Genomic DNA, 23,486 nt, shown 5'->3' with positions numbered 1-23,486 from the left:
GCCGCTTTTATTATTTTCTTTTTTTCTTTAATAAAGATTCAACATCTAATCGCTTGTCTTCAATTTGTTTTTCTGTTTTTGTAGAGTTTTCCCTTATCAATACTCCTCTAATAGTCTTCCAACCAAAACGTCTTAAAGTAATATCAACAAAGAACAAGACCATAGCTATTAACACAAACCAAATTGTTATGTTTTGTTGTTCAAAACTACTTTTAGGCAAATTGCGAAATGCCTCTTTTGGTTTTTCTAACATTTTCCCACCAGTAGATTTAGCTATTTGTTGTAGTAGTTCAGAGTTTGGCTGTTGCAGCTGATATTCTTTATTATATGGTATAGTAATACCCGCTTTAAATGTACCATTGTCTTCGTTTGAAACACTAAAGTAAACAAGCCCTGGCTTATGGTCAATATAAACCTTTGTTTTTCCTGGTGCAATTGTTTCTTCTGTTATTTCTACATCTTTTCCATCATCATCTACTACTGATATATCCATAAAAGCACTCTTTTGGGCTACGTCAGTGATTAAATAAGAACCATCCGTTTGTTGAGAAATGGAGTATGGTACTTCGTCAAATGAAGGAAGAATTTCAGAAACCGCTAAATTCCAGAATTGTGACCATTTGTTCCAACGTGCCCAATCACCTGCCCATTTTCCAGATGTATCTGATGTGTAGGCAATAGATTTTCCAAGACCATAATTCCATTGTGTAATAACTGGATCGTCTTTTTCGCTTTTCGCAATGACTTTCGCAGTTTGCTTTGCTGTAGTTGCAATATATGCATTCATCTGTGGAACGCCATCATTAAATAATGTATCCCATGGAGTTACAGAAGATATAATTGGATAAAATGGATGATCTTCAATATATGTTCTTGTCATCATTGATGTTTCACGCGCTAAAATGGAGGGAATCGTTTCCTCATCCCTTACATCATAAAAGCGTCCATTTCCAAAACGCGAGATTTCTTCTAATAATTTACGATCAGCATCATCACCAATTGCAACAGTCGACATAGTAATATTAGATTTTTTACCTTCTGCAGTCAGCACTTCATACGAAGCATTTGTTGAGGATTGCCCATCTGTTAGTAAGATAATATGCTTTCTCTGTAGCTTTAATGGCTTTAATTGTTCATATGCCATTTGCAGCGATTGGTATATTTCTGTTCCACCCTCTGGATTAACAGCTAAAATGTCTTTAATCGCTTGCTTTTTGTTTTTCAAAGGAGCTGTATCAATAATGCTCCACGGCTGACTATCAAATGTGATAAATCCGAATGTATCACTTTTTCTTAGTAATTCTACAGATCTTGCTGAGGCTTCCTTCGCCAGTTCAATTTTGTTTCCTGACATACTTCCTGAACGGTCCATGACGATGACTAGCCCTAAAGAAGGTAATTGTTCCTTCCCCTTCACTTCCATTTCTACAGGTAATAGTTTCTCAATTGGCGTTTTAAAATATCCACCTAGCCCAAAACTATTATCTCCCCCTACCATCATAAAACCGACACCAAAGTTTTTAACGGATTGTTCAATCAGCCTCATTTTCGCTTCTCCTACTTCATGACCAGGGACATTATCAAAAATAATCGCTTCGTATTGCAAGTATGAAGTTTGGCTAGAAGGTAATTCAGAAGCTGCAATATTCTTAATCGTTAGCTCTTTTCTTCCTATTATTTTTGCCAAAGTAGTAGATTGATTGTTTCCGTGCACTAGTAAAACACGTGGGGTACCTTTTACATTTGTGATGCTCATCCATTTATTATTTTCGATAAATGTATCATTTTTCACTTTAAGTATAGCTTCATATTTTAATAAGCCTTGTTTATTAGCAATATGTTTAACTGTGATCGTATTTTTCCCTACGTCTAATGAAACATTTTTCTTTGCAATCGTTTCATCATTTAATGTGATTACTAACTCTCCATTTGTTGGTTCAGTTGTTTCTATTTGAACTTGCAGTGGTTGTTCTTCACCTTCATAAGCTATGTTTGGTGTTTGGAAATCCGTGATGGCTGTATCTGTCACTTGATTGTTTGCAAGTTGGACTGTATCGATTTGTATATTATTATTCTTGAAATAATTTAATTGATTTTCTACATTTCCATTTGTCTCTAAACCATCAGAAAGCAATACAAGTCGTGATGCTTTATTTTTCGGTAACAGATTCGTGACCAATTGTAGTGCACTTGCTATATTTGTTTCGCTTGTATCAGATAAATCTTGCCATTTTGGTAATTGAATCGCTACGTTTGTAATACCAACATCTGTTTGAATCCCCTTTGCAAAGCTATAAACACCTACATTTTGCTTATCTTTTCTAGTCTTTAAACTCTCTTCAATCCAAGAAGCTACATTCTTATCTGTTCCCTTCATCGATGCAGAGCGATCGACTAAAAAAACTACTTGTTGTTGTCGAATAGGGAGCGAGAGATATGGGCTAGTAGCTGCAAATAGTAAACAAAAAATCGCAATAAATCGTAAGAAAAAGATGAACCAGTGTTCACGTGTTTGTAACGTTTTTGTCTTCAAAATCCAAATCATATATAAGACGAGGGGAATGACTAATAATAGCCAAATTGGTTGGTCAATTCGTAAATCCATATCTACGCTGCACCTCCCATTCCACTATTAGTAAAGCAAGTATCATAATGATAAGAATTGTACTAAAGATTGAATTGTCTTTATTGATAGTATTTTGTTTTGACAGCTCACCATACTGGAAACTCGTACCTTCAGACAAAGTCTTTTCTTGTTGCTCCAGTGCAACTACAAAATAAAGGGGGTCGCTATCGGTTTTAACATAATATAATCCAGGTTTTGATGGCGCTACAAAGCTACCACCATCCGCTATACTCTTGATATATTCGTTATTTGGAGTATAAATATCTATGCCTTTTTTACTTTCTGGTAAGGAAACAACTCTTTTTTCTCCGGGTTTAAAGGTCCCGAGTTGACTGTTATGGGCAGTCAGTTTTTCCTTTGCACTCCATAAGAAAAGAGGAAATGAAGGATGTAATGCCCAATCTGTCATCTGCAAATCCATTAATACAACAATATGACCATTTTCTGTTTGCTGTATTAATGGAGTATCTCCAACCGTTACTAAAGTTTTTGCATTCCGTACTTTTGGATAAACTTTTTCTACATAGATATCCTCAATTGATGCATATGAAAATAGTTTTGGATCAATTATTTTTACTTCACCGTCAACTTTTAGAGCTTTCTTATCATCTCTTCCAATTAATAATATTGGATTCTTTGATTGATGCAGTAGATCTGTATGATTTGTTACTAATATACTTTTACTCTGTATACTTTCCAATTGATTTGAAGAAATGGTACTTGCTGATGAATCAATCGATTGAAATGCTTTTGAAATTAACTGATGCAAAGATTGGTCGACAAATATTTGAGAACTATCAGTTGCTAATAACGTACTCATTGATTGGTCTGCAGCATATTCATCATTTGCCGTTAATCTAGCTGTTAAAGCATCTGTGCTCTTTAAATTATCCAATCTTACTTTTGTAATATGATTTGCTTTTAAATTGATGGTCTTTCTAGCAATCTCTTCTTGATCTGCATTATATATTTTCAAAGTAGTTTGTTGACTTTTTGGATTTTGGTTTTCTATTTGAGCAATAGCCTCAATACCCTCTGCTGATTGAATTGCACCGAACCTTTGCAGTGAAATGTTTTGATGCTTTTTTTCAGATCCTTGAACAATCCATTTTATATTTTTCGTCCGCTTTGGTAATTGTTTTGGTTCAATAGCATCTGTAAAAATGTAAACTGCCGTTGATTTTTTTCCTATTATGCTTTGTAAAAAGTCCATCGTATTTGGCCAATCTTCATGACTATATGTAACTTGTAATTGTTGGATTGCTCTTTCAATCCTTGCTCTATTCTTTTCATCTTGTAATACTATTTTAGGTTCTGCCCCTACAGTTACAATTGTTACTGCTTTACCACCTAGTTTTTTTGATAGTGCTAGCATTTCGTTCTTATGCTTTTCAAAAATAGTTTCGTTTTCTTCCTTCGCTAGCATGGTCGAAGATGTATCCACTACCCAAATAATTTGTTCACCTGAGATGTTTTTTGTTTTTATATAGGGTTGTAGTAATACGAACATCATAAGAAGTAATGCGAACAATTGCAGATAAAATAGTGCATTTTGTTGTAGATGCTGTAAATAAGGGGATACTTTCGTTTCTTTCATAATTTCTCGCCAAAAAAGTGTGGATGAAACAGATTGCTGAATGTATTTTTTACGAAAGAAATAATAGATTATGACAATTAGTGGCATAATCATTGTCCATAAAAATGATAAATTTAAAAATCCCAATTACATCACCTCACCCAATCCAATGTAACTTTAACAATTGTTGGAATAATATATACTGGATTCCATCATTCATGTTAACTGGCAAAAAAGAAATTCCATATTGCTGGCATAACGCTATCAATTGACTTTGATGACGCTCACGCAGTTGTTGATATGAATTGAACACTGTTTGAGACATCGAAACATTTAAGGATTCTTTTGTTTCCATATCTAGAAGTTCTACATCCCCAGTATAAGCTGGGGCAATTTCTTGAGTAGTTTGTATTTGTAAAAAACGTATATCTCCAGCAACCTTTGGCGTTTGTTTCAAAAAAGTTCGCCACTTTTCAATAGGTTCTAATCCATCTGAAATAATTATTAATACTGTTAAATCTTTTGGAATGACTTTCATCGCATGATCAGTAAAATCACCAGCTATAGTAGGCTCCTCAAGCTGAGCTACTATTTGTTCAAATGCTTTTTGAAAGCTTGCGCCTTTTCTTCTAAAAGGAGGGACATTTTTTTCACTAACAAAACTAAATGATAAATGGTCGTCTTGGTTTAGTACCATGGCACCAAGTGCTACTGTTAATTGTTTTGCGACCATCCATTTAACTTCTTGGGACATCGACTTTGTAGTGTCTAAAAGAATATGAACACGCATTTCTTGTTCATCCAAAAATCTTTTAATATAATATTTTTCAGTTCGTGCATAGACATTCCAATCAATCTGGCGTACATCGTCACCGGAGTGGTACTCTCTAAAATCTGAAAACTCTAATGATGAACCAAAGCGTTGTGAGCGGTGAGAACCTTTATATTGACCACGTATTTTAGAATGACTTTGTAAACAATACCTGCGTATCTTACTACTCCATTCTGGAGGTAATATTGTATTTTTTATGTTCATACTTTTTGTCCTTGTTGTAATGCTTCGAGAAGTTGGTCAACTATATCATCAACTTTTAGTCCTGAAGCCTCACCCTCATAATTTAATAGTAAGCGATGACGAAGAGCAGGTTTAACGACCGTTTTTATATCTGCAATTGAAACATGGAATCTTCCATTCATCAGAGCTCTTGATTTTGCTAATTTAATAATACTTTGTAAACCACGAGGACCACTTCCATACTCCACGTATTGCCGTACTATTTCTGGTGCATCTTCTTGATCCGGATGCGTAGCAACAACTAAGTCAGCAGCGTATTCCAACATATCATCAGCAATAATGACTTCTTTGACCATTTTTTGAATCTCTATTAGTTGGTTTGTTGATAATTTCTTTTCAAGCACAGTTTTGTTAACACCTGTCGTTCTTTTCATAATTTCTATCAATTCTTTTTTGGTTGGAGTAGCAACTTGAATCTTACATAGAAAACGGTCCATTTGTGCTTCCGGAAGTGGGTATGTTCCCTCCATTTCTATTGGATTTTGAGTGGCTAGAACGAAAAAAGGCTTTGACATTTGTTTCGTGTCACCTAGAACTGTCACTGTTTTTTCACCCATCGCTTCTAGCAAAGCACTTTGCGTTTTTGGGGTTGCACGGTTTATTTCATCTGCAAGTACCATTTGGCTAAAAATTGGACCTTCTTTAAATTTAAATTGAGATGTTCCATCAGGCATTCTTTCTATAATGCTTGTACCTGTAATATCTGCTGGCATCAAATCAGGTGTAAATTGAATCCTCGTAAAAGATAAATCTAAAACCTCAGAAATTGTACGAATAAGCATTGTCTTTCCTAATCCTGGAAGGCCTTCTAACAGTGCATGACCATCTGTTAATATTGCGTATAGCGTGAAGTCGATTGTTTCATCTTGCCCAACTATATATCGTCCAATTTCTCTTCTCACTTGCTCTAACTGTTTACTTGTTTGTTCGTATTGCTCTGCAGTGTATGTCATTATATTCCCCCTACTATTTCTCAACGGTTGAAAAGTATTGTTGAACAATTTGATGCAACTCTCCTGGAAGTTGCAAACGTTCAGTTGTTTGCATATAAGAATCTTTATAATTGCCTACCACTTCTTTGTATGAGCGGACAGATCCTCTTGAAATTTTCGCATTATTACTTTCTTGTATAGATTGAGGGCTTCCTCCATTTAACTTTCCACTATCAATCGTTGTTTTTCCTTTTTCCCCCATGCGTTTTGGAATAGCTATTAAATCCCTATTCCCTTTACCTATACCTGCACCAACACCGCTAGAACCAATGCCAGTGCCTTTACCTTGATTTCCGTTGCCACTTCCATTACTATTTCCACTGCTGCTACCACTGTTACTGTTAGTGCCATTATTAGTACTTCCATTGTTACTACTACTTTGTTGACCGTTTGATTGTGTTTGGCTATTTTGGTTACCAGATCGTAAAGGTGACTGATTTTGATCACCGCTTTGATTACTACTTGTTGTGTTATTGGTGGCATTTGATGGTGAAGATGAATTTTGACTTTGTGCCAGAGATGAATTTGATTGTGCTGACTGATTCAATGCAAGTTGTAAGCTTGGACTGATTGATGTTCCAGATTGACTTAATGCTTTTTGGGTTTGTAAAACTTTTTTTGAAAGTGTTGTAGTTGTTTTCCTTAAATCTTTTAACTGTTCTAATTCCTCTTTTGATAATCCTTTTCCATTAGAAACTTTCTTTTCCTCAAGTTTTTGTTTTTTTAGTTCTAGCTCTTTTTGCTTTTTCACTAGTGCTTGTAATGTTTCTTCAGTCGTTTTTGACTTTTTTAAATCCTTTTGAAGTTTCTCAATTGCATTCTTTGTTTCTTTTGAGTGTGCTTTTTTCTTTATTTCACTAATATCCTTTTTCACCTTTGCTATCATGATTTTTTCTTCTTTAAAAGTCTTTGCAAGTTGCTGTGATGCAGAAGGAAAGAGGGACAATATTGCAATCCCAAAAATAATGGCCGTACTAGAAATGATTAACTTAAAATCCCATAAATTTTTTTGCCTTTTCTTATATTCAGATATTGCACTTGTTGTTTTTTTCTCTGTCCGTTTTATTAACTCTTGTGCTAAAGGTGTATTTACATCCTCTATCGAATACACTGTACGCAGTAAGTTGTCTGGAAAATATTCATCCAGAACATCTAATGATTGCTTTTTTGATGGTCGTTTGCACCATAAATAGAAAGCTGCTATAAAAAATGTTATAACAGCTACCCCCATTGCAATCTCTTGATAAAAAGGAAGGACAAAAAAGCGAGATAGAAGCAAAATTAGAAATGCCAATAATAAGGTATAGACAATCACTTGCTGACTATTTTTCAAAAAATACTCAAACAGCATACTATATCGAGCCTTTTGAACAGCATTAGCTATTTGACTACTACGTTTGCTCATTTACACACTCCCTATTTTTTCTTTTTCATATTTACACGAAGCTTTTTCAATGCAATCCATAAACAAAGACTAGTAATCAAAGTATAAAAAATCAGATATCCAGCCCAAACTGGAAAATGAATTTTTGTTAACTCATAAAGGGAATCTGACATTTCTGGAGTGATTAATGTCATCATTAAAGCGATTGGGTTAATCATTGCCCAAAAATGTGTCAAAGGTGCTGGACTTATCTGCGAAGGTGGAGTGTTTTGCACCATGCTCATACCAATCATAAAGAAAAATGCCGTAATTCCCGTCAAAAATAACATTGCTCCATATGTCGTAATCATTGAAATAATCGTTTTACGAATTAGCGTCGAAAACATAATGCCAATACTCGCAATCGTTATCATAGTTACGATTAAATAAGCGAAAATGATTAATAATTGTCCTGGCGAAATACCACCAAAAAGAAAAACTAAACTATAAAGTGGTAACCCAGCTATTAAAAGCAAAAACAGAAATACTATAGATGAGCTCATTTTCCCAAAAATAATTTGGAACGAGCTTTGAGATGTTGTTAGTAAAATATTCAAAGTTTGTTTCTCACGTTCTGAACTAATAGCTCCTGCTGTTAAACCGGGTGTGATAAATAAGATTAACGCAAGTTGTACATATGTTAACATGCCAAACAAAATAACACTTTGTTCAGGGTTGATGAATCCACTGCCAGTAAAATTCGTAGAAATAAAGATAAACCCAAAAACAAAGATACTTAAAACTAAAAGGTAAAATAAGATTCCTGCAAAACTTTTAAACGAACGAAAACGAAGCTTTAACTCTTTTATTAGGACTGGATTATTAAATGTGGATTTCATACCTTTTCCACCTCCTCTGTAATTGCCATAAAGACATCTTCTAAATCTTTTTCCTCCTCACCAAAAGAAAGAATCGGTAATTCATGTTCAACCATCTTCCTTAACAATTTCATTTGATCTTCATCTGTACCATTAAAGCGGAAATTCACCTTGTAATCTATAATTTCAATAGAAGAGACAAACGGGATCTCCTCGAAGTATTGTTTCGCCATTTTCATGTCATATCCAGCTTTGTATTTCACTGAAATATATTTTTCACCCATAAGTTGTGCTTGAATTTCAGCTACAGAACCATGTGCAATTAGCTTACCTTGTTCAATTACTCCAATTTCATCACACATTTCAGCAAGTTCTGGAAGTATATGAGAAGATATCAAAATAGTCTTCCCCATGTCTTTCAACTGTTTTAAAATATCACGCATTTCCACTCGAGCTCTTGGATCTAGTCCCGATGCAGGTTCATCTAATATTAAAACTTTCGGGTCATGGATTAACGTTCGAGCGAGACATAAACGTTGTTTCATCCCTCTAGATAACACATCTACATATTCATAACGCTTATGTGACAGATTTACTAACTCTAATAATTGAGGGATCAATTTTTCCCTTTGTTTAGCAGGAATACCATAGCTAGAACCAAAGAAATCTAAATACTCTTCTGCCTTTAATTGATCATAAACACCAAAAAAGTCTGGCATATAACCAATTAGCTTGCGAATCTCTTCTGGATTTTGCATTATATTAATACCATCAATAGTCACTTCTCCATCTGTAGGTTGTAATAATGTAGACAATATTGAAAATGTTGTGGATTTACCTGCTCCATTTGCACCGACAAATCCAAAAACTATCCCTTCTTTTATAGTGAGATTGAGCTCATTTAAGGCGTAAAATGAGCCATACTTTTTGGTTAATCCTTTTATTTCTATCATTGTTTAACCTCCCCTTTTAATTGAAGAGTAGGAATGTTTGTATGTTGATCATCAGACATTTTCCTATCAAGTTTAAATTTGATAAGACCCTCATCCGAAATATAATCTTTAACATTTTTTGTAATTGTGAACCTACCATCATTAATAGCTTCAAAACTTGAAGTTTTTACGTTTAAAATCTGGAGTTGTACATTTTTGGGATCTGTATTAGCTAGCTGTAATTCTGTCCATTTGAATTTTTTATCTTGCAGCATTTCTGGAATCACCCAATCGAAATCATAGGTACCTTCCTCAATGTACCAAGATGAACTGTTTTCAGGTCTATCGGCCATACCTGAATTAGAAGTAGGAATGATATCGTAAGTCATAGAATTAGCTGGTAATACAAACTCACCTGTTAAATTTGTTTTTGGGTTAAAACTTTGAACGAGCAAATTGACATTTGACATGTCTGCTTTACTGTCTTTTAAAGAAATCGGCGTAATAGCATCATCTACCCATCCTACGAGTGCAGGTTGCTCTTTTCCTACGATTAAGTCATAAGCAGCATTTTTTAACATTTCCTTACGTCCATTCATGATATCTTCTTGATTTTTCACTTGATTAGGATAATTTGAGTAAATTGGCATTGCAGGCAATAAAAGAGCTCCATTAAACGTTTGGGTAATCTTCAGCGTTTGCTCTGGTTTGATGGAACCTAACTTCAACCACTGGCTTCCATACCATATTGATAAATCTTTTACAGTATAGGGTAAATTGTTTTTTACAGTTCCTTTGATCGCACTGTCTTCTACTTCAATATCAATATCAAAACTACCTACATTTCTCATTTGCATCTCCCCAGCAATTGTTGAAACAGACCAATAGCGATTATTAAGTACTGTAATTTTATTTTCCTTTTGATAATGTTCTAAAATTCCTTGTTTGTGAATTGTTCCTCCATTATTAAAATTACGTATCAATGTTGACGTACTATTTGTTGGCGTTGTAAATGTGAAATCACCACTGCTATTCGTTAATAACGAATTCATATAATAGCCATTCAAGCTATCGTCTCCATCAATCTTATATACAGCTGATTGTTGGATTTGTGGCTTTGATAATCGATCCTTTGCTCCATATCCAAATACTAAAATAGAAATGAACAATGAAAGTGCAGGAATAATCCACCAAGCATATTCTCGTTTGTCTTTCCTTTTCAAGAGAAAATACAATAATGGTCCAACAACGATAATATAAATCGCAATAATGATAATTAACAGTAAGGTTGATACTTGAAATGTCGGGAACATTTCATTCACAGAAGTATTCCCCTCTGTAAAGTTTGCAAATTGGTAATTTGCATTAATATTACTAATTGCATTGAAAGGAATAATTCTTTGCAATAATTCTCCATAATTTTTTTCTGTAGAAAGTGGCTCATCACCCAATGAAAAAGCTGTTTGAATAATTTGCCCATCTCCTAGACCACTTTTTGCAGCTAAAATATGATTATTTAGTTCCAGAATAGTTTTTACTTCTGCGTCTGCTTTTTTTGCTTTATAGGAAACTATCTCATTAGAAAGCTTAACATCTTTAAACTTTTTCTGAATATCTTTAGACTGTGTTTTAACTGTTTCATCGCTTAAGAATAACGGTAAAAAATCTTTGAATATTCCGATTTCCCCATCTAAATTGTCAGATGCACCAATTAGCAATGTTCCACCTAATTTTACCCACTCTAACAAGGATTGTTGTTCTTCTTCCTTCAAAGAAGAAATTGAATATTCGTCGACAACAACTATATTTGCCATTGACCAGCCCTTTGCAGTTGTAGGTATTATATCTTGTTTCAATCCACCGAGATGAATAATTTCCGTAGAATCAGTTGAGGAAGTCGATGAAAGTGCAGATAAACGGTCAGTGCTATTCGTAAAAGTTAAGATGAAATTATTACTTCTATCATAAACTCGAGGGTTAATCTCCTCGTCGCCGGTAAAACGTATTTCTTTTCCTGTTTTCCAATCACCCTCATATATATGAATCATTTGATTTTTACCTAAATTATTTGAATATTGGTTTGAAAAATAATCTAGCATAATTTTAATAGACTTCGTTTCATTTGATCCGATTTCTAAGGGTGTAACGATTCCCATTCCACCACTATATACATGTTCATTGTCAATGACAATCTCACCTGAAAATGCATCCCCCTTATTTGTTATAGTCAACAATACAGGAAGACCTTTTGTTTCTTTCGCCTTATTGTCTAATCCTGAATGCACTTTAACAGTCAGATTGGATTTTGCCGATACATCTAATGAGAAGGTTGATAAAATATTTATAAATAAGACCACACATGTAAAAAGTATCAACAATCTCTGCTTCATATTAAACGCCTCCTTTTCTTCTCTCTGATACTAATACGAAATTTCATTATATTAGGTTCCATTTTTGGCACATTCGATAATAAATTACATTTTTCTACAAAATAAAAGAGCTGAAGGTCATCCTTCAGCTCTTACTATTTTAAATTTTATATACCATAATATCGTAAAAAACGTTCAACAAATCGTACATTTACTTCGATCAAATCTTCATCAGGTTGAATGGAAGCATGATGTAATCCATATTCTGTATTGGCACCGCCCCAGAACATGGCACCTGGAATATCTTTTAAGAAGAAACCAAAATCTTCACCAGTCATTGCAGGTGGACATTCATAAGGTACGACTCCTTCAGTTTCTTCAGCGCATGCTAATAGAGCTTTAGCACATTGTTCTTGGTTATATACTTGATAATACGAAGAGCCATAGTCAATTTCTACTTTACATTCGAAAGCAATTTCAGTTGCTTTACATAACGCTTCTATTCTCTTCTTAATAAGCGACATTGAGTCTGCGGACATTGTACGAATTGTGCCCTCTAATCTTGCATTTTCTGCGATTACATTTTGGACATATCCTGAAGTCATTTTGCCAATTGTAATAACTCCACTATCTAGCGGGTTTAAGTTACGACTAACAATCGTTTGGAGTTGCAACATTAAATTTGCGGCTGCAACCGACATATCCTTTGTATGGTGAGGATATGCAGCATGACCACCAACTCCTTGAAGATTGATGAATAATTCAGATGTATTTGCAAAAAGCATTCCTGGACGTGTAGCAACCGTACCAACTGGATATTCTGGTGCAATATGCATTGCAAAAATATAGTTAGGAACTAAATCTGGACGTTCTTTCTGCATCCACTCTAGCATTGGTTTTGCCCCACCTGGTCCCTCTTCTGCTGGTTGAAAATAGATGATAATCGTATTTTCTGGTTGTTCTTTCGAAAAGGCTTCTACTAATCCAAGTGCAATTGTCATATGAAAATCATGACCACATGCATGCATAAAACCAGGATGCTCAGATTCATACGGTAATCCGGTATTTTCTTTAATAGGCAATGCATCGATATCCGTACGCCAACCTATTTTAAGTTGTGGATTTTTCCCCGTAATTGTAACAATGATACCTGTTTTCCATGTATCAATCTTAAAATATGGCTTCCACAATTGTTCAATTATATTGAGCAAATATCTATGTGTCTTTTTTTCTTGAAAGCCTATTTCCGGAATTCTATGTAAATCCCTTCTGATTTCCAATAAAGACTTCATCGTAACAACCCCTCTTATAATTGACGAAGATCTTGCATAATTTCTGTTTTAGATTTTGTTTTTTCATCGATTTCTTTAATAACTTTTGCAGGTGCACCTACTACTACAGTATATGGAGGGACGTCTTTTGTCACAATCGCACCAGCTGCAACAACAGCACCTTCTCCAATTCTGCAGCCTTCTAATACAACTGCATTGGCACCAATCATTACATTGTCTTCTACTATTACTGGATCTGCACTAGGTGGCTCAATCACACCTGCAAGTACAGCACCTGCCCCAATGTGACAATCTTTACCTACTGTAGCACGACCGCCTAATACTGCATTCATATCAATCATTGAACGATCACCAATTTCAGCACCGATATTAATGACGCTTCCCATCATAATAACAACATTATTACCAATCGTTACTTGGTCACGAATAATTGCACCTGGTTCAATACGTGCATTAATTCCCTTTAAATCTAAAGTTGGTACAGCAGAATTGCGGCGATCATTTTCAACTACATAATCTTCAATAATATTCTTATTTGCTTCTAAAGTTTGTTGTACTTCAGCCCATTCACCAAATACTACAATAGAATTGCCTTCACCAAAAACCTTACTATTTTCTCCAAATGCTAAAGATGAAACATTCTCACCCTTTATATAGACTTTTACAGGTGTTGCTTTTTTAGCATTTGCTAAATACGAAATAATTTCTTGCGCGTTTAATTTTTGCATTCGACAATTCCCCCTATAAATTTGAAAATATGCCCTTATTGTACACGAAAAGCAAGAATATTTCATTTATTTTTTGAATAATCATACAAACATTCTGCATGTTTTTTCACAAGCTCTACAAATGCTGCTACTTGTCTAAGTTCAAATGAAGACTCATAACCAATTAGCCATGTGTCACGGGTTAACTCAAATTCTTCTTCATTATTTGTTAATGGTATCTTATTGACCTCTTCTTTTCCGCTTAATGTAATGGATGGTAAAATAGCGTACCCTATTCCATTCAGCGCCATTTGTTTACAAGTTTCAATTTGATCTACAGTGATTTGGTGACGAGGATTGGACGGAAAATGTCTTTGCCACCATTGTTGAATTTCTTGATAATAATTCGAATCACTCTTAAATTGGATAAAGGGTCTTTCTGTCTTATATACATCCTCTATCGAATTTATTTCCGTATCTACTAAATATAATGTATCTCGAAAAAGATGCTGTTTGGCACCTTTCCAATCTGTGTGGCCACGTACAATCCCAACATGTGCTTCTCCATCGTAAAGTGATTTTACAATTTCTGAACTCCATCCAGTTATAAGAGATATTTTGGCATCTGGATATTGTGTCACAAAATCCTTTAATACTTTTGGTAACCACGTATGGCCAACAATAGATGCACAAGCGATTTTCAATGTACCATGCACCTTTGAATTTAATGATTGAATGTTTTCATAAATTTCTTCTTTTTTTGTAATTATTTCAATAGCGTATTGAATAACTAGTTCACCGGCTGGTGTTGGTGTCAATCCTTTTTGTGAACGTATAAAAAGTTGAGCACTCCAATCTTTTTCAATGGATTGTAAACGTTGGGATAAGGCTGGCTGGGACAAGAATAATCGTTCAGCAGCTTTTCGCATATTCCCTTCTTCAGAAAGCACTTTGATGATCTGAGCTTCTGTTGTTGTCATTCAAAGAACCTCCTTTTCATAAAACCAGTTATACTTATCTTCATACAGATTTGATGAATTTTCAATCCAAATATCTTAAAAGCAAAAAGAAAAGGCCCTGATAAGGACCTTTTCTTAATTTTCATATTTAATTATTTACTTGATAAATATGTTTTTTTAATTGCTTTAAAATTACACGTCTCGTCATAATACCTACGAATTTTCCTTCATCATCAATTACACATAAGAACGCATGGTTAATAACAAGATCTAAAGCCTTTTGGAATTTATCATGAATATTTAATGTCGCCACTTTCGTGTCCATAATGTCATTTACTTTTATTTCGTTTAGTTTTTCAAATTCGATATGATCGAGCCCTAATATAGATTCTGTAATCATGCGTATACTAAGTAAACCATGTAGACGGTATTGTGCATCAAGTACTGGGATGGATGAGTACCCTGTTTTGGTCAGTACAAGCAATGCGTGTTCTGCACTATTTCCTAATTGGACATGCGCAACTTTTTCAGAAGAAATGATTAAATCTGCTATAGGTGTTTCAAGGAAATCTTTACTAGTCATAGAAATCATAGTATTCTACTCCTTCACTTGTTCAAAATCGAACAAAACTACAATTTCATCTTACCATATAGTATTCAAAGATTTCCAATACTGTACGTGAAAGCATTTACATTTTTCGTATTTCTAAAAAAGTTGCCATGCTATGAGCGCAATTCTTATCTATAGAGCAGAATATAATATATAATGACAATCCCCATAAAAATACCAGAAATAATATAACACCAAATAATGGGGTTTAACATTGTTGGGTTATTTTCTACAGTTTCCGAATACGATTCATCATAAGGTCCACTTTGTGCTCCTTGATTTTTTGCAATTTTTAACGTCCATATAAAAGAAATCGCACTAATCAGTATCACAACAAATATTAATGGCCAAGTCCATACACCCATAGAAAACCTTCTCTCTTTTTTAGTGCTTATTATTCCACTTTATATTCCACTTTATTCATGAAAAATATTGTATTATTGCACATTTAAAAACTATCAAAGTTTTTCCTCCAAATAATCAAGGTGAGTTAATACAATAAAAAAAATAAAGACGGCTAAAGCCATTTCATTAGCTTTAAATCGTCTTTAAATTCATATATAAGTTAGGATAACGGTATGTTTTTCATCAATTGATCGATTGGAACTGGTTTACTAAATAAAAAGCCTTGTGCCTTTTTGCATTGTTGATCCTTTAAGAATCCAACATGTTCTTCTTTTTCCACACCTTCTGCAATGACATCTAACCCAAGACTATGTGCCAAGTGAATAATTGTCTTGGCTATTGCTCTATCTTTTTCATCATTATCCATATCTCTTATAAACGATTGATCAATTTTAATAATGTCTATTGGATATCTTTTTATGTAACTTAACGAAGAGTAGCCTGTACCAAAGTCATCAATTGAAATAATAAGCCCCATGCTTTTTAGCTGCTTTAATATGATCATAGTATCTTCGGCATCTGTCATCGAGCTTTCGGTAATTTCAAGCTCCAACATTTTAGGATTAACATCATATTCACTTAAATATTGGAAAATTTTAGAAGATAACTTAGCTTCTCTGAATTGTTTAGGTGAAATATTGACAGCTATTCTTATATTGGAAATGCCACAAAGTTTCCATTCTTTTAACTGTTTACAAGCTTGTTCTATTACCCAATCACCAATTTCAATTATGAGACCCGAGTCTTCGGCTATCGGTATAAACTGTCCAGGAGAAACAAATCCAAATTTTGGATTTTTCCACCGAAGTAATGCCTCACAACTTGTAATTTTACCAGTTTCCAATTCAATTTGCGGCTGGTAATATACTTCTAGCTCTTGTTTCTCAATTGCTCTACGTAAATGTGCTTCCATGAGGGCCGTATTTCGAAATTGCTCTTCCATATCACTATGGTAAAAATCAAATCCTGAGCGCAATTTTTCTTTTACGTAGAGTTGTGCTTGGTTTGATTTTCTTATTAGTTCATCAATATTTCCTCCATCATTTGGAAAAGTCGCAATACCTATAGATGCTGATATAGATAATTCTAAGTCCTCTACTATAAACTGCTCCTTTAAAATATTAATGATTTGGATTGCATAAGATTTTATCTCTTCTTTCGTAGCGTTTTGAATAACAAAAATAAAATTATCACCGTTTAATCTATATAAATATCTAGACTCACTAGTTAATCTAGAGATACGATTGACCACTTCACATAAAATAGCATCTCCAATAGCAGATCCATACGTCTCATTAATCTTCTTAAAACGTTCCAGATCAATGGACATGATTGCTACTTTATTTTTTCTTTGCTTAGCTGTTTCTACAAAATCTTGAAAATGCTTGGTTAGTGCTTTCTTATTCCATACCCCAGTTAATTGGTCATGATAAGTTAGATACGTAACACATGAATTTTCCAAGCTATAAGGTGTGATATCTCGTAATATTAACAATATTTTGCTTACTTGTTGTTGTTCGATTATCGGAATACTCTTAGCGAATATATTTAATGTTTTCCCATCGATTGTTTTAAAACCACATTCCGCTAGTTCAATTGGCTTTTGCAACTTTACCGTATTTTTAATGAACTTTTGCACAGTTTCTTTTGAAAATACCGAGATGAATTCATAAAAGGACTTACCATTTATGTTAGAACTTTTGTAACCAAATTTTCCGTTCGCTATATGATTAGCATTGATAATAGTACCATTAGCCTCAATCGTAATAATTGGATCTAAATTATGTTCAAACAATACAGAAGGTGAGGCTTGTTTTGTATTATTTAAGGCACAAAAATAGTAAGAATTTTTTTCTTCATGAACTACTAATAATGTGATTTTATAATTTTCTCCAAGTTGTTTTGTTACGATATTGCTTTGTGTATTTTCTAGCAATGTCTTTAATGGTAACCAAATATCTTTTGGTAAATAATCCTTTGCAATTTGATGTTCTTTTTGAAGATTTCCAAACTGCTTTTTACATCTATCATTCACAAAAACAACAGAATATGTATCTGCCATGCGATGAATTACGAAACTAAATGCATTTGTATCTAACTCACTATAATAATTAGCCATATTATGCAAAGTCGTAAGGTCTAAAGTTGTCCCTTTCATGTCATGCCTCCAATGAAAACATAAACTATATTCCTATGATAATCGATTTCAATGAGAATTCATATAAAAATTAGACTTATTTTTTAATCTTTTAATATAAATAACCTAAAAAGCACTCGCTAATTTTAGGTATTAAGACCTTATTTATAATAATTATAACTTAGAACCCACTAAAACAGATCTTCTTATTAATAAAGGCTAACTAGAAATCATGCCAATAGGTAGACGCCACTAGCTCTATTCCTCATCAACTAACCCATGGAAAGCCTCTTTCAAGAAAATCTCTTGGCTATTAATCCTAGCATCAGATTTTTTCTTTTCCTTATATCGATATACGCCATCTGCCCCTTGTACACGAGCTTTTACATTATCCTCTAATTCAGTTTCTAATATCTTCATAATACGTTTTTTTATCTCTGTATCAAAAATCGGAAATAGAATCTCAACACGTTTAATCATGTTCCTTGTCATCATATCAGCAGAGGATAGATATAAACGATTTTCTCCATTATGATGGAACCAGTAAATTCGCGAATGTTCCAAAAATCTACCAACTATACTGATGACCGTAATATTTTCACTAATGCCCGGTATTCCTGGTCTTAAACAACAAATGCCACGAATAACCAACTCAATACGGACGCCGGCAATTGAAGCTTCATACAATTTCATGATTAACTCTTTATCGGTTAAAGAATTCATCTTCGCGCGAATATGTCCTTTGCCAAACTTTTTATGGCATAAAATCTCTTCATCTATTAACTTGATAAACTCACTTCTAATATCGAATGGAGATACAACAAGATGATGGAAATTTGGTTTTTCTGTATACCCACTTAAATAGTTAAAGAAGTTCGTTGCGTCAATACCAATTTTTTTATTTGTGGTGATAATCCCCATATCCGTATAGACTTTTGCCGTTGCATCATTATAATTTCCCGTTCCTAAATGGACAAATCGTTCAATCCTACCTTGGCGTTTTCGAACGACTAGCGTAATTTTAGAATGAGTTTTTAAATTATGCATCCCGTAAATCACTAAACAACCTGCTTGTTCTAATTCTTTCGCCCAATGTACATTATTTTCTTCATCAAATCTTGCTTTCAGCTCAACTAAAACAGTCACTTGTTTACCATTTTCAGCTGCTTGCTTCAAGGCTTGGATAACAGGTGAGTTTCCACTCACTCTATATAAAGTTTGTTTAATCGCAAGAACTGTTGGGTCAACAGAAGCTTCTGTTACAAAGTCGACAATTGGCGCAAATGACTCATATGGATGATGGAAAAACAAATCTTGTGTCAATGCCTTTTCAAATAGATTCTCGTCGGATTGCAAATCTAATGGCGCTTGTGGGATAAAGCTCTCATACTCTAAATACTCTCTTCCTTCACTGATTGCCTTACAAAAAGAGAATAAGAATGTTAAATCTAAAGGGCAATCTACACTATAAACATCTGCTTCCCAATCTTCTAAAACTTTCAACAAATATTGTAAAACATCTTGATTCATCTCGCCTGAACGGACTTCGATTCGGCTAACAGCCCCCCATTTTCTCTTTTTTAACTCTTTTTCAATTTCAACAAGAAGGTCCCGTGCCCCTTCTTCATGAATTGTTAAATCTGCATTTCTTGTCAACCGAAAAGACTGAACAGATTTCACTTTATATCCCAAAAATAGTTTATCGATATTTGAAATAATTACATCTTCTAATAGAACTCCACGAATTTCATCTTTGGCAGTAGGAAGCTGGATAAAGCGTTCTAATACAGATGGTACTTGTACGACTGCTATTTTTTCTCGAAATTCAGGTTCAGCTACTTCATGCTCTAACTGCACGATTAGATTCATCGTTTTACTTAGTAATGTTGGAAAAGGTCGATATGCATCTACTGCTACAGGTGTTAATACAGGAAAGATAATCTCTTCAAAGTATTCATTCAAAAACGATTCTTGTTCTTTATTTAGTTTCTCTTTTTTCTGTAAGTATACTTTTTCTTTAGGAAGTTGCTTTAATACCAAATCTTTATATACTTCTGTTTGACGAGCAACTAATGCTTGTGTACGTTCTAAAATTCGAGCCAATTGTTCTTTAGGCGTAAGCCCTGACTTATTTTCTGGTTTATGAAAACCAGCTCTAACTTGATCTTGCAATCCAGCTACTCTAACCATAAAGAATTCATCTAAATTAGAACTAAAAATAGCTAAAAATTTTAATCGCTCTAATAATGGATTATTTGTATCCTCTGCTTCTTGAAGAACTCGCTCATTGAACGCCAGCCAGCTAAGCTCACGGTTATTATAATATTGTGGTTTTGCAATTTCTGTATAATCTATTTTTGTAGCTTCCATACCTTAACCTTCCCCTTCAATAAAATGTAAGTTAACATCCTCTATAAAAAGTTTATCAATATGTTTTTTCTGCCGGTTTACTTTATAGATTTCTGCTAATGCACTTCCTTTTGTATAGATGAATACATCAATTATTTGTGCATTTCGCCTAATAACTACGTCCTTTACAATTTTCCGTTTAGATGCATTTAGTGCATAGACGAACTTCAGTAGGGACCCTAGTCCTTGAATTTGCTTTAACTCATCTTTTGTAAACCACGACAAGAATGGAGCAGCATATCTTCTAAAGTCCTCTTTGTTTTTATATGAAGCTAATAACGCTAAACGTATCCGATCTTTATGATTTAAACCATCAATTGAACGATTAGACAGTAAATAAAATGTATGTTGGCTCGCTGAATCTGCTTCAATATATTCCCCTAGATAAAATAATTTTGCAGCTTGTTTCAACATCGCCAAGCTTTCATTTGAAAACTGTAAAATACTAAATCGGCAAAATTCTTGATATACTTTTTCGCAAAGTGACGTAAAATATTCATTGTTTTCTTTAGACTTTCCAAATTCTTCCGCCAAAAATTTCACATTGTATTCTGAAACATGATGTTTGTCAAAAGCTTTCGGGTTCTCCTTTATTATTTTTTCGATTACTAGACCTTCTCTAAGACCTTTACGGCTAAACTGAAAAATTGGACTTTCTACAACATCCATCAATGCTTGAAAAACTTCTAGTACCGGCGCAATGATATCCGCTCGATCACTTGATAAACCATCAAGTTGTTTTAACTCTTCGTAACTTAGTCCAGCAATTTTCACTCGAATCTCATCAAAATCCTCTTTTTTCATTTTATATTGATGAATACCAGAAATAGGATAGCCCTTTTTATGTTGGTCTATTTTAGCCATATTACGTGCGCTTCCACCAATTCCAATAACAGGTAGACTAAGCACTTGTAACCACTTTAAAGAAGAAAACTGTTCTTTTGCAAACTGGTAAATGCTATTTCGTTCCTCACTTGATAATGTATCGTCTTTCATAAACTGCTGTTTTAACGATACAGAACCAAAGGGAAAACTATACGAATACATAAGCTCTTTATCTTTATAAAGCGTAACCTCCGTACTCCCTCCCCCCATATCGATCGTAACTGCAGATGGTGTTGATAACGAATACACAACAGCTAAGTAACCATAGAAAGCTTCCCGTTCTTCAGACAATAACCTAATATCAATGCCAATCTCCTTTTTTATCTTCATAAGTATATGAGGTCCATTTGTAGCTTGGCGAACCGCAGCTGTTGCAGTTGCTAGAACATTGGTTATACCATAGTCATGTAACATCATTTTAAATGTATCTAGAACATTTAGTAACTTTTCGATACCATCATTAGATAATTGACCATTGGCCAATAAATAGTTTCTTAATCGAGCAACAACTTTAATATTTTCGATTTCTTTTAATCCACGCTTTACATCATACTTGTACAAAACTAGTCTAATTGTATTTGAACCAATATCAATAACAGCTATTTGATCATTTTTCACTAAATCACATCCTTTGTTTTCAACACTCTCTATATACATCGTGGTGTAATATTGGTATCATAGTATATTATAGATTGAATGGTCAGAATCTTCCCACATTCAATATTACTTATTATTTTCTTATAAAAGAAAGGTAGGTTTTCTATGAGTAATCAGCATAAAGATATCGAAATTGCTACTGCTATTTATACGGTAAATAAACATGCAAAAACCGCTCTCGACAATCAACCACTTTACACATTAAAACGCCTAGCTCTAGAGAAAATGATTCATACTGGTCATGCCAAAAAGTTAGGGCTGCATTTTGTAAAAAATCCACGTTATAGTCAACAACAATCCGCTGTAGTGATAAAATGTGCTGATTATTATTTCCACACATTACCGAAAAAAGAAGACTTTAAAAAACTACCACACTTAGGACATCTTGATGACACATATAGAAACCCTCGTAGGAAGATGAGTCTCAATTTAGCTAAGAGCATATTAAAGGATTATTTAGATTTAGAATGTTCTGAACAATCAACAAATAAATCTAGACTAACACCTAGAAAAATTTACGAAGAAAAAAGGAAACACGAAAGATTTAAAAAAAACAGTTATTTTTACGGGCATTAATGTAATGTTATTACAGAAAAACCGGAATCCGCTAAATGCTGATATCCGGTTTTTCACTTATAACTTATTATAGAATATATTCATCCACTTTTAGTATTAACTCCGCAATCTCTGGTTTACTTATTTGATCTTCAGCACCGACTTCTTCACCTTTATGGCGTAAATCATCTGTAATTAGGCTTGAGAAAATAATGATTGGTAATTTTTTTAAGATTGGATTTGATTTTACTTGTCTTGTTAAGTGATGTCCATCCATTTGTGGCATTTCAATATCTGTCACCATCAACTGTACGTAATCGCTGATATTATCTGTTTTATCGGCAATACTCAATAGATAATCCAATGCATCTTTCCCATTTTCAAAAAACTCAACATTTACATATCCAGCTTCATGCATTGTATCATGCAGTAATTTACGTAAGAGCGGTGAATCTTCTGCAATAATAATTTTCTTTTCTGAGCGCTCTCTTTTCCCCAGTTTCTTTACAGATGCTATATTTATACCTGAATCAGGATTAATATCAACCATAATTTTCTCAAAATCTAACAACAATAACATGAAGTCATCTCGTTTAATGACACCAATCACTTGTGAATTACCGCCTTGATAGATTTCTGTTGGTTTTTCAATTTGGTCCCATGAGAATCTATGAATTTGAGTAACATTATCTACATGAAAAACAACACGTTGTCTATTAAATTCTGCAACAATATATTTTTGTTGCTCGCTGTAGGCTGTATTCACTAATCCCAAAACTTTCTTCATATCCACAACTGGCAATACTTCACCACGTAATTGTATAATACCTTCTACATGTGGGTGTGCATGAGGAATGAACGTTACAGGTATTGGTTGGATAATTTCTTTTACTTTAATAACATTAATTCCAAATTTATTTGAACCAACTTCAAATTCAACAATTTCAAGTTCGTTTGTTCCACTCTCTAGTAAAATCCCCTTATTCTCACTCATTCATTTACCCTCCTGAAAAACTACTACTTTATTACTTTAATTGTATCATAATTGAATGATTGGTC

General features: G+C 33.9%; 18 protein-coding genes. 1 reads left to right on the top strand and 17 read right to left on the bottom strand.

Annotated elements, in window-relative coordinates:
* Positions 1-10: 10 nt before the first annotated feature.
* The 16 genes from D1606_RS03960 to D1606_RS03885 form a co-directional block, all read right to left on the bottom strand.
* Positions 11-2,605: a VWA domain-containing protein gene (locus D1606_RS03960; protein ID WP_119414713.1), complete on the bottom strand. Its 2,595-nt coding sequence runs from the start codon at positions 2,603-2,605 to the stop codon at positions 11-13.
* Positions 2,589-4,349: a vWA domain-containing protein gene (locus D1606_RS03955; protein WP_119414712.1), complete on the bottom strand. Its 1,761-nt coding sequence runs from the start codon at positions 4,347-4,349 to the stop codon at positions 2,589-2,591. The genes D1606_RS03960 and D1606_RS03955 overlap by 17 nt, the downstream gene beginning before the upstream one ends.
* Positions 4,350-4,359: 10 nt before the next feature.
* The gene (locus tag D1606_RS03950) at positions 4,360-5,238 is read right to left on the bottom strand and encodes a DUF58 domain-containing protein (protein ID WP_119414711.1); all 879 of its coding nucleotides are present in this window, start codon (positions 5,236-5,238) and stop codon (positions 4,360-4,362) included.
* Positions 5,235-6,230, bottom strand: a complete 996-nt coding sequence (locus D1606_RS03945; protein WP_119414710.1) for an AAA family ATPase — start codon at positions 6,228-6,230, stop codon at positions 5,235-5,237. The genes D1606_RS03950 and D1606_RS03945 overlap by 4 nt, the downstream gene beginning before the upstream one ends.
* 13 nt (positions 6,231-6,243) lie before the next feature.
* The gene (locus D1606_RS03940) at positions 6,244-7,674 is read right to left on the bottom strand and encodes a lipocalin/fatty-acid binding family protein (RefSeq protein WP_119414709.1); all 1,431 of its coding nucleotides are present in this window, start codon (positions 7,672-7,674) and stop codon (positions 6,244-6,246) included.
* An 11-nt stretch (positions 7,675-7,685) separates the two neighbouring features.
* Entirely contained in the window at positions 7,686-8,531 is an 846-nt protein-coding gene (locus tag D1606_RS03935) for an ABC transporter permease (protein ID WP_119414708.1), read from the bottom strand.
* Entirely contained in the window at positions 8,528-9,463 is a 936-nt protein-coding gene (locus D1606_RS03930) for an ABC transporter ATP-binding protein (protein ID WP_119414707.1), read from the bottom strand. Before D1606_RS03930 ends, D1606_RS03935 begins: the two co-directional genes overlap by 4 nt.
* A complete protein-coding gene (locus D1606_RS03925) occupies positions 9,460-11,832 on the bottom strand; it encodes a hypothetical protein (protein ID WP_119414706.1) in 2,373 nt (790 codons plus the stop codon). The genes D1606_RS03930 and D1606_RS03925 overlap by 4 nt, the downstream gene beginning before the upstream one ends.
* A 146-nt stretch (positions 11,833-11,978) precedes the next feature.
* Positions 11,979-13,103 (bottom strand): N-acetyldiaminopimelate deacetylase, encoded by a 1,125-nt coding sequence (locus D1606_RS03920; protein WP_119414705.1) that lies wholly within the window; start codon positions 13,101-13,103, stop codon positions 11,979-11,981.
* Positions 13,104-13,117: 14 nt separating this feature from the next.
* On the bottom strand, positions 13,118-13,831 hold the full coding sequence (gene dapD / locus D1606_RS03915) for a 2,3,4,5-tetrahydropyridine-2,6-dicarboxylate N-acetyltransferase (protein WP_119414704.1): 714 nt from the start codon (positions 13,829-13,831) through the stop codon (positions 13,118-13,120).
* Between the two features lie 62 nt (positions 13,832-13,893).
* Positions 13,894-14,790, bottom strand: coding sequence for a transcriptional regulator CcpC (locus D1606_RS03910; protein WP_119414703.1), 897 nt, complete (start codon positions 14,788-14,790; stop codon positions 13,894-13,896).
* Positions 14,791-14,917: 127 nt separating this feature from the next.
* Positions 14,918-15,361, bottom strand: coding sequence for a cyclic-di-AMP-binding protein CbpB (cbpB, locus tag D1606_RS03905; protein WP_119414702.1), 444 nt, complete (start codon positions 15,359-15,361; stop codon positions 14,918-14,920).
* A 146-nt stretch (positions 15,362-15,507) separates the two neighbouring features.
* Positions 15,508-15,744 (bottom strand): short-chain dehydrogenase, encoded by a 237-nt coding sequence (locus D1606_RS03900; protein WP_119414701.1) that lies wholly within the window; start codon positions 15,742-15,744, stop codon positions 15,508-15,510.
* Positions 15,745-15,944: 200 nt separating this feature from the next.
* Positions 15,945-17,942, bottom strand: coding sequence for a GGDEF domain-containing phosphodiesterase (locus D1606_RS03895; protein WP_119414700.1), 1,998 nt, complete (start codon positions 17,940-17,942; stop codon positions 15,945-15,947).
* Between the two features lie 237 nt (positions 17,943-18,179).
* The gene (locus D1606_RS03890; RefSeq protein ID WP_119414699.1) at positions 18,180-20,291 is read right to left on the bottom strand and encodes an RNA degradosome polyphosphate kinase; all 2,112 of its coding nucleotides are present in this window, start codon (positions 20,289-20,291) and stop codon (positions 18,180-18,182) included.
* A gap of 3 nt (positions 20,292-20,294) precedes the next feature.
* Positions 20,295-21,833 carry a Ppx/GppA family phosphatase gene (locus D1606_RS03885; RefSeq protein WP_119414698.1) on the bottom strand — a complete coding sequence of 513 codons (1,539 nt, stop codon included), beginning with the start codon at positions 21,831-21,833 and terminating at the stop codon, positions 20,295-20,297.
* A 144-nt stretch (positions 21,834-21,977) separates the two neighbouring features.
* Between D1606_RS03885 and D1606_RS03880 the strand changes: the two genes are divergently transcribed.
* Positions 21,978-22,448 carry a YkyB family protein gene (locus tag D1606_RS03880; protein WP_119414697.1) on the top strand — a complete coding sequence of 157 codons (471 nt, stop codon included), beginning with the start codon at positions 21,978-21,980 and terminating at the stop codon, positions 22,446-22,448.
* A 67-nt stretch (positions 22,449-22,515) separates the two neighbouring features.
* Here the strand turns inward: D1606_RS03880 and D1606_RS03875 are convergent, their stop codons facing one another.
* Complete coding sequence (locus D1606_RS03875; RefSeq protein WP_119414696.1) at positions 22,516-23,421, bottom strand: chemotaxis protein; 906 nt, start codon at positions 23,419-23,421, stop codon at positions 22,516-22,518.
* Between the last annotated feature and the right edge of the window lie 65 nt (positions 23,422-23,486).

The sequence above is a fragment of the Rummeliibacillus sp. POC4 genome, from assembly GCF_003576525.1.
GTDB lineage: Bacteria > Bacillota > Bacilli > Bacillales_A > Planococcaceae > Rummeliibacillus.
This window is presented reverse-complemented; position numbering and strand designations above follow the sequence as displayed.

What these genes read in the sequence shown, in the direction of transcription:
- D1606_RS03960 (WP_119414713.1), bottom strand. Translation starts at nt 2,605, where the DNA reads ATGGATTTACGAATTGACCAACCAATTTGGCTATTATTAGTCATTCCC.
- D1606_RS03950 (WP_119414711.1), bottom strand. Translation starts at nt 5,238, where the DNA reads ATGAACATAAAAAATACAATATTACCTCCAGAATGGAGTAGTAAGATA.
- D1606_RS03945 (WP_119414710.1), bottom strand. Translation starts at nt 6,230, where the DNA reads ATGACATACACTGCAGAGCAATACGAACAAACAAGTAAACAGTTAGAG.
- D1606_RS03940 (WP_119414709.1), bottom strand. Translation starts at nt 7,674, where the DNA reads ATGAGCAAACGTAGTAGTCAAATAGCTAATGCTGTTCAAAAGGCTCGA.
- D1606_RS03935 (WP_119414708.1), bottom strand. Translation starts at nt 8,531, where the DNA reads ATGAAATCCACATTTAATAATCCAGTCCTAATAAAAGAGTTAAAGCTT.
- D1606_RS03930 (WP_119414707.1), bottom strand. Translation starts at nt 9,463, where the DNA reads ATGATAGAAATAAAAGGATTAACCAAAAAGTATGGCTCATTTTACGCC.
- D1606_RS03925 (WP_119414706.1), bottom strand. Translation starts at nt 11,832, where the DNA reads ATGAAGCAGAGATTGTTGATACTTTTTACATGTGTGGTCTTATTTATA.
- D1606_RS03920 (WP_119414705.1), bottom strand. Translation starts at nt 13,103, where the DNA reads ATGAAGTCTTTATTGGAAATCAGAAGGGATTTACATAGAATTCCGGAA.
- dapD (WP_119414704.1), bottom strand. Translation starts at nt 13,831, where the DNA reads ATGCAAAAATTAAACGCGCAAGAAATTATTTCGTATTTAGCAAATGCT.
- D1606_RS03910 (WP_119414703.1), bottom strand. Translation starts at nt 14,790, where the DNA reads ATGACAACAACAGAAGCTCAGATCATCAAAGTGCTTTCTGAAGAAGGG.
- cbpB (WP_119414702.1), bottom strand. Translation starts at nt 15,361, where the DNA reads ATGATTTCTATGACTAGTAAAGATTTCCTTGAAACACCTATAGCAGAT.
- D1606_RS03900 (WP_119414701.1), bottom strand. Translation starts at nt 15,744, where the DNA reads ATGGGTGTATGGACTTGGCCATTAATATTTGTTGTGATACTGATTAGT.
- D1606_RS03895 (WP_119414700.1), bottom strand. Translation starts at nt 17,942, where the DNA reads ATGAAAGGGACAACTTTAGACCTTACGACTTTGCATAATATGGCTAAT.
- D1606_RS03890 (WP_119414699.1), bottom strand. Translation starts at nt 20,291, where the DNA reads ATGGAAGCTACAAAAATAGATTATACAGAAATTGCAAAACCACAATAT.
- D1606_RS03880 (WP_119414697.1), top strand. Translation starts at nt 21,978, where the DNA reads ATGAGTAATCAGCATAAAGATATCGAAATTGCTACTGCTATTTATACG.
- D1606_RS03875 (WP_119414696.1), bottom strand. Translation starts at nt 23,421, where the DNA reads ATGAGTGAGAATAAGGGGATTTTACTAGAGAGTGGAACAAACGAACTT.